Genomic DNA, 10,923 nt, shown 5'->3' on the forward strand with positions numbered 1-10,923 from the left:
TACCAAAAAGATACCGCGCAGGATTTCCTGAGCGGTATCTTTTTTTATATCAACATTGAATATTCAGTATCCCGCACACTTTTCGCAGCGTAAAACGGTAAACGCCGTACAACAGAGCAGATCCCGCAGCAATCAGCACGAGGCAATTCGCCATGCCCGCAAGTTCACTGCCACTCAAATTCCCGCCATCATTAAAGTACATAATCATGGCATAGAAGGCATAGATGATGACCGTTCCGGTAAAAATCGGGGTAAAATACACTTTGGAAATTTGCCCTTTTACAGTTTTAAGCAGATAGCTGTTGGATGCGCCCAAACGCCTTAAGTCGTCATAAACCTGCGCATTTGTTAATCCAATGGTCAGACTGCGGGTATAGGCAATGACAATCACAGCCGCAAAGCAGATGATGGCAATAAAGATAAACAGCATAAGAAATACAGCGGTGGTCTTTATAAAGTCGGCTTTGTCAAGCACCCTGAATTGGGGCATGTATTTCCAGAACATACGGAAATTTGAGGAATCCCGCTGCCGGTAGTCAATAGCATCGATTCCGTTTTCCGCCAGATATTCTTTGTCGTAAACATAGTCTTCTCCCGCTTGGTCAGCCAGCATTTTGGCCACCGGGTCCCATGAATCATACACCTCGACTTCAGGACTGGAACGATCTGTGGTGGTGTAAAATAGACGTTTGGCAAAATTGTAGGTATCGCTGACGTTATTCACATTAAAAAACACCTGCTCCTCAAGCCACTCATCAGTCAGTCCCTCAGTTATGCGCGCATAGTCCGTGTCATCCAATACACGGCGGCCAAACAGCATGGTGTTGCTGAGAACCTGTTCCGATGAAGCAACGTGCAGAACTTCACTGGTTACTGGGTTTGTGATCAGCGTTACATCGTTACTCATCCAGTAATTGCTGTTGCCCTCATCATCAAATACGGCCATAACCACGCCGGGAGCGATATTTAATGAATCGCCAGTCAGGGCGTTAAAGGCACTTTCGGACAAAAAAGGACCGCTGCTTAATAGCTCGGTGTACTCGTGCGTATAAGTTACGCCCAAGCTGCCCCTTGTTTCTATATATTTTTGTCCATCGATCCCTAGTATGGCTGCCGGTTGGCTGGCATAACTGGTGATAGTTACGTTTTCCTCTGCTGCCATACGCTCAATTTCGTCTTTCCCGGGCATATCCTGATCGGAGCGGTAATGGAAAGCATAATCCACCTTGCGGGAATCAAACCCCATCATAGCCCCCGTTCCCAGCATGGGGGTGTAAAATGAAGCGAAATAAGCCCCGGTTACTAACACAGTGATGACCAGCATATTGCGTACCGTTTGCCTGCCTTGAAATTTCATCATGCTGCTTATGATGATATGCTTATACCGGTTTTTACCCTGTCGCCAGCCGTTGACTACCGTATGAAGAAGAAGCAAATAAAGACCGATCAGGGCGGGGAGATAGGTAATGGAGGTAAGACCTTCCGGCGGGTACCAGTGCAACACATTGATAAAAAAGCTCGGGGTCAAGTAACCCAGCAACCCGCCTCCGACAAGAAGGGCAATACCCATCGGTCCATAGCGCCGGGGAACCTCCCGAATCGGCTCGGACTTTCGGGATTCGTTCACCACATCGATGATATTGGTGCGCCGGATAAACCGAGACAACATAATAAACAGCATGGCGATTACGAACACGGAAAAGGCCAAAGCAAACAGATATGCCTGCGGATCAAAGGAAAGGGGCATATCCTCGGTATCTACCAATAGCAGGCGAAACAACCGCCAAATAAGCCAGGCAAGCGGTGCACCCAACACTGCCCCCGCAGCGCAGGAGGCAAAAGAAAGCAGCGCTAATTCTCGGGTTAGCAGGCCCTTGAGCTGTCTGCGAGATGCGCCTAATGCCATAAAAATGCCGGTTTCCCGGGACTTGTGCCGGAAAAACAATCCCGATGCATAGGTGGTAAATATACCACAGCCCAAGACAGCGAGTACAAAAATCATCATCACCTGCTTACGGGAGTCACCTCCCTCAGGCAGTACGTTTAGAATGGTGGGTGAGCGCATCATGCACACATAGGCGGTAATCAGCAGAACTGAAAAGAAGCAGCATCCCGCCAGCAGAGCGTATTGCTTGATGTTCTTTTTTCGCAATGCGGCGTATACCTGAGAAAAGCTTGTCATTCCCCGTTGGCCTCCCCCATCAAGCGGATGGCTTCCAGTAGTTCATCATGAAAAGCACCCCGCATTTTATCCAGCCGCGAAAGCTCACGCCAAACCGTTCCGTCACGCAGAATAATTACCCGATCACAAAAAGAGGCCGCGAAAGAATCATGTGTCACCATAAAAATGGTTGCGCCGAGAGAGTCACGCGCTTGTACAAATGTGTTGATCACCTTGCGGGAGGACTTAGAGTCCAAATTTCCAGTCGGCTCATCCGCCAATATCAGCAGGGGATTATTAATGAGGGCGCGCGCAACGGCGGTACGCTGTTTCTCGCCACCGGAAATTTCAGCCGGAAACTTATCTTTTATGGGAGAAATGCCGAACACTTCACATAACCGGTCAGTAGCGTCCTCCATGCCTTTGTCTGTTTTGCCGCCAATAATGCGGGGAAGCATAATATTATCTCGAACGGTTAAGCCATCCAGCAATAAATAGTCCTGAAAAACAAAGCCCAGCCTGCGGATGCGCACCTCCGCAAGCTCGAATTCTTGCAGCGCAGCCAGTTCGATGTTGTCTAACCGTATACTGCCGGAATCAGCAGGGATATAGCAGGAAATACAGTTGAGCAAAGTCGTTTTCCCCGAACCCGACGGCCCCATAACGGCTACAAACTCCCCCTTGTCTACAGCGAGGGAAATCCCTTTTAGCACCTCATAGGTAGTTTTATTTGCATGATAGGATTTTTTAAGATTTTCCACAGCCAACATATCGGTCAGCCTCCTTCCAGAACCAACATAGCTAATCAAATGAATCCGCGTGGTCGGGAAAGTAACCTTTGGTGGTTATTTCGTCATTTTTGGAATTTGTTCCGCAAGCAATGTAAAAAGCAGCAGGCTTTTTGTCAAGTTTGGTTTTGAGGTTTGCAGTTCACATGCTAAAATAAACTTGCCTGGAACGAGGAGGCGATACTTTGCTGAGGATTGGAATATGTGATGATATGCAGGAGGCGCGCTATGCGCTGTGCTGTTCATTGGAGCGGATTTTGGAACTGCGTGCAATAGAAAATGCGATCTATGAGTTCAGTTCCGGAGACAGACTGCTGGACTGGATGTATAAGCACGCAGGTGAGCTGGATGTCATCTTTCTTGATATAGAGATGGGTGGCAGCAGCGGGTTGGAAACCGCCCACAAGCTGCGACATGCGGATGCAAATTTGCAAATCATCTTTGTAACCGGCTACTCCGATTTTGTTTTTGATGGATATTCTGTCGGTGCACTGAGCTATCTATTAAAGCCACCAACGGCAGATGCGTTGGATAATATTCTTACTCGCGCCATAGCCGCGCTTCATCTTGGCGCTAATGATGTATTTTTTTGCCGGAACAGCGAAGGGATGTACCGTATTCCGAAAGCGTCTATCCTATACTTTAGCTCTGAAAAGCGTCTGGTCACCTGTGTTGCCAAAACCCGAAACTACACCTTTTATGCTCGTTTGGATGAGGTGGAGGAGAATGTGGGAGCATCCTTTGTACGCATCCATCAGCGATATCTCGTAAACGTGTCCAAGATTGATTGCATCGGTGTTAGCACGGTACAAATCGGCGAGCAAACTTTGCCCATCAGCCGAGCATATCAGAAAAAGGCGATGCTTTCACTGACCCGCGCCATGCTAAATTAATGGGGGAGTTGTATGACAGGAATACAATACCTTTTACAGCAATTTTCGGGTTATGCCGTTTTGATTCCCGGCGGTATAATTATGGGGATGACGGTAAACCGTTTTATCCCGAACAAAGGCTACTGGTTATATCGACTGATCCCGGTTTTGTTTTTTTCTTTAGTGATTGGTATACCAAGCTGGATTGGGGATGAAAACCCGCTTATTATATTCCCGTTCTTTGCAGCTGTTTTTTTGATCTGTTACACGGGGCCATGGTATGCGCGACTGATTATCAGCACCATCTTTTACAGCCTGCTGCTCCCGATGAATATGATGATCGATTCCGCTGCCACAAGAACTCTGGATTCCTTTACATATATTTTGATTGCGATTAAGACATTGCTCTGGGGCATATTTTTGTTGCTTGCCCGGCGGCTCGTTACCAAAGAAAGAATGCTTATCCGATCCGTCAAGCTCTGGGCGTTGCTTGGTGGACTTTCCCTTGCGCCACTTTTTGCGACCTTATCCTTTACTTTCTGGAATGCCAGATGGTTTCCGGTAGAAGCTTATAATAGCATTCTGCGCTTTGGTTATACCATTCTTCCCTTTTCGGTTTTGTCGGCATTGGCACTGCTTGCAGCTTTGATATTGCTATCCCGCCATGAGGAGCTTGAGCTGCAGCAAAAGCTGGCGGAAATTCAGGCGGTCTATTATCAGGGGCTGCAACGAGAGCAGTCCGAGGTGCACACGCTGCGGCATGATTTGCGCAATCACGTCCTAGTAGCCCAAAGTTTGCTCAGACAAGGGGATGTTAGCGGCGCAGAGCAGTATTTAGAGGAACTGTCTGATTCCATTGCCTTAATCGGTTTCCGGCACATTTGCGACAACGACATTGCAAACGCCGTTCTTTCCAGTAAGCTATCCATTATGGAACTTGAGAATATGCAGGCGGATTGGCAAATCAGCCTGCCCAAGCAACTTGCGATTCCTGATATTGAGCTTTGCGCACTGTTAGGGAATGCGGTGGACAACGCTATTGAAGCTGTCAGGGATGCCCAGGACAAGCGCATTATTATACGCGCCCGAGCGGACAAGGGCTTCCTGATGCTGCGCGTGGAAAATGCGCTGGGCAAACGGCCGCATTGCGAAAACGGAGTTTTCAAAACAACAAAGGATCATGTCGCCATGCATGGATTTGGTTTGGCCAGCATGCAGGAGATTGTCCGAAAGTATAATGGATCACTGGATGCAATTGCATCAAATGGACGTTTTGAGCTGATAGTGTCTGTGCCTTTGGCTGAATCAAAGTAGTTAACCAGGTTCTGAATTTTTCAGAGGGTTCATTTTTTGTTCCTATAGTACCCCGCCTATTGAAACGGGAGTGTTTTTTGTGGCCTTTATTTGGTCAGGTTCTTGTATTGGTCAACGATTTCGTCTAATATTAGTAGTAGAGTAGATGAGTGGTGACTTTGGACATAGGGGGGAAGAAACATGACTTCATCTGATTTACAGGAGCAATTGAATCTCAAAGCGCTAAATCTTCTGAAGGAAGATGCAGATAAAATAGAAAAACTGATCGAAGTGCAGATGGAGAATCTGGCCATGCGTTACTGTCCTCTATATGAGGAAGTACTGGATACCCAGATGTATGGTTTCTCCAGACAAGTCGATTATGCAATTCGCGTCGGACTCATCCAAGAGCCTGTTGGTAAGCAAATCTTGAGCAAGCTGGAACGTAACCTGGCTGTGCTGTATGAAGCGCTGAACAATAAAAAAGAGTAGCCTGTTGTACAGACAGGCATACATACACGCTGAAATAACAGAGCGCATGACTCCGGATGTTCCGGACATCATGCGCTCTATCTTTTGCTTAGGATTAAACAAGGTAAAAGGATACGCCAAGAATACAATAGACAGCGATAAGGAGAAGTCCCTCGTACCAGTTGGTCTGTCCGTCCTGTGTAATTGATTTGGCGATAAACACGGACACACCGATGGCAGCAAGCTCAATAACTGTAAAGACAATGTCCATTGGCCTGCTGAACAGGTGACTGACGAAGACTAATACAGGGGCTACAAAAAGGGCGATTTGCAAGCTGCTGCCAACCGCAATCTCTACAGCAGCTCCAATTTTATTCTTCATCGCAAGCATAATTGCTGCGCTATGCTCTGCAGCATTACCAACGATTGCGACGACAAAGGCACCTACGAACAATTCGCTAAGGCCATATTTTGCTGTAAATGTATCGAGAGTATGTACAAGCCATTCGCTGACAAACGCAACCATCACGGTTGCTATTACGAGGTAGAGGATAGATCTGCCTTTGGACCAGATAGGTTCCTCGTGTTCGTGAGAATCCTTTTGATTGTTGGTCTCGGTAACGTCTGCTAAATAATCTTTATGTGTAATCATTGAGAAGACAAGCCATAACAGATAAGCAACGATTAGAATACCTGCTACAACCAGGCTGAGCGACGTGCGATCATTTTCCTGGAGAACATGGGTTTGCAAGAACACCGCAGGTACAAAAAGAGCGATGATGGCTACGATCATCAAGGAACCGTTCATTCCGGCGAGAGATACGTTATATCTCTGAACTTTATGTTTCAGGCCTCCAGCGAACAGACTTAAGCCGAGGACGAGCAGCAGGTTACCTATGATAGAGCCTGTGATACTCGCTTTAACCATGTCGAATAGTCCTTCTTTAACGAGTAAAATACCGATGATGAGCTCCGCTGCGTTACCAAAGGTAGCATTCAGGAACCCTCCCAGTCGCTGCCCGGCGTAGTGAGCAACGTTCTCTGTAGCTTTTCCAAGGAATCCGGCAACAAAAATGACGGCGATCGAGGAAAGAATAAATTGCAGGGTTGCGGACCAGTGGGCAAAATGTCCGATGGCGCTGAGAACGAAAAAAAGAACTAGCAACCCGGGAGATAAATACTTTTTCATAGATTTTTAACACCTCAGCATCATTTAATTTAGAGAATAACGGGTTCTAATTCAATATAACCAATAACGTGATGATTATAAACGAAAGACAGGAATCAGGTCTATATTTGCTTTAAAATAAATTACCATTTACAATGAAGAATAATGAGGTTGAAGGAGGAATTACCATGACCGAGCAACTGCAGTTGGATATGGGGCTTATTCGAATTTCAGATGACGTAGTTTCCAAAATCGCAGGAATGGCAGCTTTGGAAACGCCGGGGATTGCAGCGATGTCAGGCGGACTGTCCGAAGGATGGGCCAAACGATTAAGCGGTAAGAACGTGCAGAAGGGCGTCACCGTAGAAGTCGGTCAATTGGAAGCAGCGATAGATTTGCGAATTATCGTATTGTACGGAACTCCAATTCATGAAGTTTGTCGTATGCTGCAACAGAACGTACGGGAAGCTATTGAAAGCTTAACCGGACTGAAAATTGTTGAAGTGAATGTTAAAGTCGAAAATGTAGCATTTAAGGATGAGGAATTCTAATCCACACTAATTCAAAGAAAATGTAGAGGGCTGTACTGTGAGCGGATCATCCGTTCTCAGTACAGCCCTTCATTTTTTCATATAAAATTATAAATGACGGTTTCTTCGTTGATTTTTTGGGTGATGGGTAGCAGATTCTTTGATTACAACGGATTTCGTTCTCTCCTGTTTGACCGGAAGAGAGGAATCACGAGAAATGCTAAGCACGATACCCATAGCAACCATCATAACGAGCAGGGAAGATCCCCCGTAGCTGATAAACGGGAGAGTAACTCCGGTAATTGGAATCGTTCTGGTTACTCCGCCGATATTCACGAAGGCTTGAATGGCGATCAGTCCCATAATACCAACACCCATTAAAGTTCCGAATGGACTGGAGCATCGCAAGGAGACTAGCAATCCCCTCCATATGAAATACATATAGAAGAGCAGAAAAATGATCGTTCCAATAAATCCAAACTCTTCGCCGATTACTGAGAAAATAAAGTCATTATATGCATTTGGCAAATAGTGGAGTTTCTGAATACCTTGTCCGAAGCCTGTGCCTGTTACCCCTCCATGTCCAATAGCAGTTAGCGATTGAATAAGGTTGTAGCCAGTATGCTGCGGGTCTTCCCAAGGATCAATGAACGCTTTAAAACGGCCTATTTTATAATCGTTACTAGCAGCTGCAGTCTCGGATGGGTTTATTTTGTCCCATAGTGCTCCGGCTCCCATCACAATGCTCGCTCCTAGGACGAGGAGGGCGATTGATCCCAAAATATGCTTCAAATTTGCCCCTCCGGCAAAAATAATAAGCCCTGCTGTTGCAACAAGAATAAGGCAGGAGCCAAGGTCAGGTTGAAGCATAATAAGACCGGCGACAAAGCCGACGATGACCATTACTGGGATATAGCCTGTCCTTAGGTCACGGAAACGCTCGCCTTTTTTGGAGATGAGCGCGGACAAGTACATTATCGTAGTTATTTTTGCAAGCTCTGTTGGCTGAATACCAAGTGTTCCGATTTTGAACCAACTGGCAGCACCATTGATCTTGTCAGCTACAAAAGGGACGATTATCAGCATCAATATAGCCAAAAGAAATACAGGAACAAACAATTTCTTGAATTTCTCATAAGGAATATTCATGGTGATGAACATCCCTAGCAGACCGATCCCTCCGAAAATAACTTGGCGTCTGGTAAAATATAACGGATCATAATCAAAACCTTTGTTAACCAGGGCGATACTGGAGCTGGAGCTGAACACCATGATGATTCCGAAACCCACCATTAATAGGGTAAGGATGAGAAGCTGGAAATCGGGAGTTCCGCGTTTAGTCCCTTCTTTGCTGTCTTTCATGTAGATTCCTTCTTACGCCTCAAGTAATTGTTTCAATTCTAACAGCTTCTTGTTAGCAGTCTGCATAACAGATGCGGGAATTTCAGATTCATATTCTAATCCGTGAGGAAAAGTGGCCCGCCCCATATAGACCGCTTCAATAGCCAGAATGGTGTCTGGACGCTCCAGTTTGCCTTCAATGGCACGTGTGTTTATGCGAAGGAAGTATTCATCATTGTTGAATTCAATTTTATAATCGTATGTAGCACGGTAATATTCCCACTGCCAGCGAATAAAACCAACTTTCTCAGCTGTTTCGTCCAAGTAGGCCAAATCGCTCTTCAATTCATCTAAGCCCGTATTCTCAACAATCATTTATTGAATGCCTCCCTTAAAATTGTAATTCTAGGTTCGATGTTGATATGCTGTCAGTGTCAATTTGTGAACAAAGGATGACTTTTTGAATAAACTTAAAGTTCTCTTCCCATGATATTATGTTTCTATCACTTGTGCAAGCATGTGGAAACCTTGGAAGAGTAGGTTGTCATGCGATATTGCCGCTTTTTAATTCGTATTCGCTCTATCACATTTCTGATACAATGGAACAATAATGGAAATAAGGAAGTGGGATGGAATGGAACTGGAGTTACTCAAAACACTATTTCCTAATATGGTTGAATGCAGGCGATACTTACATCGCCATCCAGAGTTGTCGTTTAAGGAACAAGAGACCTCTAAAATGATAGCTTCTAAACTTGAACAACTGGGCGTGCAGAGCCTGACCGGAATCGGAGGGTATGGGGTTATCGGCAGAATTCGTGGAGCATTGCCGGGCAAGACGGTTGCGCTTCGTGCTGACATGGATGCATTACCGATTCAGGACGAGAAGAATGTGGACTATGCGTCGCAAGTTCCAGGAGTAATGCACGCTTGTGGTCATGATGGGCATACGGCAATCCTTCTGGCAGTAGCAGAATATTATAGTCACCGGAGAGAACAACTGCGCGGAGAAATTGTTTTTATTTTTCAGCCTGCTGAGGAGGTATTTCCTGGGGGAGCTATGTCTATGATCAAAAGTGGGGCTCTGCAGGATGTGGATGTGATTTATGGTATTCATTTATGGACTCCAATTCCTGTAGGAACATCGGCATGTTCACCTGGACCAATGATGGCATCTACGGATGAATTTATTATAGATATTCAAGGGCGGGGCGGTCATGGAGGAATGCCGCATACTGCCGTAGATAGCGTAGTAGCTGCATCATCTCTGGTTATGCAATTACAAAGTATTGTTAGCCGATCGGTAGACCCGCTAGATCCTGCTGTGGTAACAATAGGTTCCATACAAGGCGGGACAGCGCAGAATGTTATTGCAGACCGCTGCCGCATTGCTGGTACTGTAAGATGTTTTAACGAGGAGACAAGAAGTTTTATTCGAGACCGGATTTATGCATTGGCAGAAGGAACCGCAGCGGCTTACGGAGCTGAGGCGATAATCAACTATACGATGTCGTATCCGTGTCTAGTTAATGATAACGAAGAGTTCCATCGTTTTTATAACGTGGGAGCGAACAAAGCTGGCTTGGTTCCGGAAGTCACGCCTAAAATTATGCCTGCAGAAGATTTTGCTTATTACTTGCAGCATGTTCCCGGCTGCTTTATGCTTGTTGGTGCAGGCAATGAGAGTAAGGGAATCCTTCATCCACACCATCATCCTAAGTTTGATATCGATGAGGAAGCAATGCTTTATGGAGCGTGTCTGCTAATCTCGATGACAGAATCCTATCAGAGCAAATGATCTGTATAAAAGTTTCCTGCCTATGGAACTCTATGTTCCAAGGAGGGATTTAGAGATGAGAACTGTTAGTGAAATTATGACACATGAGGTTGTTACGGTTACACCTAAGGATAATGTATATGAAGTAGCTGTCAAAATGAAACAGCATGATACAGGCTTTATTCCAGTGGTAGAGGAAGGCAGCGACAGGCTTATCGGCGTTATTACGGACCGTGATTTAGTTGTTCGGGGTATTGCTGAGAAACGACCCAATTCTACTGCGGTTGAAAATGTAATGACAACAGGGATTAGAACAGCTTCCCTCGATACTTCAGTGGACGAGGCGGCTGAACTGATGGCTGATCAGCAAATACGCCGTTTGCCAGTAACTGATGGAGAGCGGTTGATCGGGATCGTATCGATTGGTGATTTGGCGACGCGGAATATTTATGCAGATAACGCAGGAGAAGCTCTATCGCAAATTTCAGAGCAGATCCATTAGTGTATAATAATTTAGATGGC

11 protein-coding genes are annotated in these 10,923 nt (G+C 45.7%); 6 read left to right on the top strand and 5 right to left on the bottom strand.

Annotated features, from left to right (window positions below; all coding sequences use genetic code 11):
* Positions 1-49: 49 nt before the first annotated feature.
* Positions 50-2,182, bottom strand: a complete 2,133-nt coding sequence (locus BLS49_RS06805; protein WP_091227796.1) for an ABC transporter permease — start codon at positions 2,180-2,182, stop codon at positions 50-52.
* Positions 2,179-2,931 (bottom strand): ABC transporter ATP-binding protein, encoded by a 753-nt coding sequence (locus tag BLS49_RS06810; protein WP_091227798.1) that lies wholly within the window; start codon positions 2,929-2,931, stop codon positions 2,179-2,181. Before BLS49_RS06810 ends, BLS49_RS06805 begins: the two co-directional genes overlap by 4 nt.
* 203 nt (positions 2,932-3,134) lie before the next feature.
* On the opposite strand from BLS49_RS06810, the gene BLS49_RS06815 reads away from it, so the two are divergent.
* The 3 genes from BLS49_RS06815 (at position 3,135) to BLS49_RS06825 (ending at position 5,606) form a co-directional block, all read left to right on the top strand.
* On the top strand, positions 3,135-3,842 hold the full coding sequence (locus tag BLS49_RS06815) for a LytR/AlgR family response regulator transcription factor (RefSeq protein ID WP_091227799.1): 708 nt from the start codon (positions 3,135-3,137) through the stop codon (positions 3,840-3,842).
* 12 nt (positions 3,843-3,854) lie between these two features.
* A complete protein-coding gene (locus BLS49_RS06820) occupies positions 3,855-5,135 on the top strand; it encodes a sensor histidine kinase (RefSeq protein ID WP_091227801.1) in 1,281 nt (426 codons plus the stop codon).
* A gap of 180 nt (positions 5,136-5,315) precedes the next feature.
* The gene (locus BLS49_RS06825) at positions 5,316-5,606 is read left to right on the top strand and encodes an Fpa/YlaN family protein (RefSeq protein ID WP_091227802.1); all 291 of its coding nucleotides are present in this window, start codon (positions 5,316-5,318) and stop codon (positions 5,604-5,606) included.
* Positions 5,607-5,700: 94 nt separating this feature from the next.
* Here the strand turns inward: BLS49_RS06825 and cax are convergent, their stop codons facing one another.
* Positions 5,701-6,774 carry a calcium/proton exchanger gene (cax, locus tag BLS49_RS06830; protein WP_091227804.1) on the bottom strand — a complete coding sequence of 358 codons (1,074 nt, stop codon included), beginning with the start codon at positions 6,772-6,774 and terminating at the stop codon, positions 5,701-5,703.
* Between the two features lie 167 nt (positions 6,775-6,941).
* Here cax and BLS49_RS06835 point away from each other — a divergent pair, with 167 nt between their 5' ends.
* On the top strand, positions 6,942-7,304 hold the full coding sequence (locus BLS49_RS06835; RefSeq protein WP_091227806.1) for an Asp23/Gls24 family envelope stress response protein: 363 nt from the start codon (positions 6,942-6,944) through the stop codon (positions 7,302-7,304).
* Positions 7,305-7,391: 87 nt separating this feature from the next.
* Here the strand turns inward: BLS49_RS06835 and ftsW are convergent, their stop codons facing one another.
* Entirely contained in the window at positions 7,392-8,645 is a 1,254-nt protein-coding gene (ftsW, locus tag BLS49_RS06840; RefSeq protein WP_091227807.1) for a putative lipid II flippase FtsW, read from the bottom strand.
* A gap of 12 nt (positions 8,646-8,657) precedes the next feature.
* Positions 8,658-8,999, bottom strand: coding sequence for a YugN family protein (locus BLS49_RS06845; RefSeq protein WP_091227809.1), 342 nt, complete (start codon positions 8,997-8,999; stop codon positions 8,658-8,660).
* Positions 9,000-9,258: 259 nt separating this feature from the next.
* Between BLS49_RS06845 and BLS49_RS06850 the strand changes: the two genes are divergently transcribed.
* Both BLS49_RS06850 and BLS49_RS06855 read left to right on the top strand, forming a co-directional pair.
* A complete protein-coding gene (locus BLS49_RS06850) occupies positions 9,259-10,422 on the top strand; it encodes a M20 family metallopeptidase (protein ID WP_091227810.1) in 1,164 nt (387 codons plus the stop codon).
* Positions 10,423-10,477: 55 nt separating this feature from the next.
* Entirely contained in the window at positions 10,478-10,903 is a 426-nt protein-coding gene (locus BLS49_RS06855; RefSeq protein WP_091227812.1) for a CBS domain-containing protein, read from the top strand.
* Positions 10,904-10,923: the final 20 nt, after the last annotated feature.

This window comes from Fontibacillus panacisegetis, assembly GCF_900102215.1.
GTDB classification, from domain to species: Bacteria; Bacillota; Bacilli; order Paenibacillales; family Paenibacillaceae; genus Fontibacillus; species Fontibacillus panacisegetis.

Excerpts from the sequence above, each read along its gene's own strand:
- BLS49_RS06805 (WP_091227796.1), bottom strand. The coding sequence starts at position 2,182 with ATGACAAGCTTTTCTCAGGTATACGCCGCATTGCGAAAAAAGAACATC.
- BLS49_RS06810 (WP_091227798.1), bottom strand. The coding sequence starts at position 2,931 with ATGTTGGCTGTGGAAAATCTTAAAAAATCCTATCATGCAAATAAAACT.
- BLS49_RS06820 (WP_091227801.1), top strand. The coding sequence starts at position 3,855 with ATGACAGGAATACAATACCTTTTACAGCAATTTTCGGGTTATGCCGTT.
- BLS49_RS06825 (WP_091227802.1), top strand. The coding sequence starts at position 5,316 with ATGACTTCATCTGATTTACAGGAGCAATTGAATCTCAAAGCGCTAAAT.
- cax (WP_091227804.1), bottom strand. The coding sequence starts at position 6,774 with ATGAAAAAGTATTTATCTCCCGGGTTGCTAGTTCTTTTTTTCGTTCTC.
- BLS49_RS06835 (WP_091227806.1), top strand. The coding sequence starts at position 6,942 with ATGACCGAGCAACTGCAGTTGGATATGGGGCTTATTCGAATTTCAGAT.
- ftsW (WP_091227807.1), bottom strand. The coding sequence starts at position 8,645 with ATGAAAGACAGCAAAGAAGGGACTAAACGCGGAACTCCCGATTTCCAG.
- BLS49_RS06845 (WP_091227809.1), bottom strand. The coding sequence starts at position 8,999 with ATGATTGTTGAGAATACGGGCTTAGATGAATTGAAGAGCGATTTGGCC.
- BLS49_RS06850 (WP_091227810.1), top strand. The coding sequence starts at position 9,259 with ATGGAACTGGAGTTACTCAAAACACTATTTCCTAATATGGTTGAATGC.
- BLS49_RS06855 (WP_091227812.1), top strand. The coding sequence starts at position 10,478 with ATGAGAACTGTTAGTGAAATTATGACACATGAGGTTGTTACGGTTACA.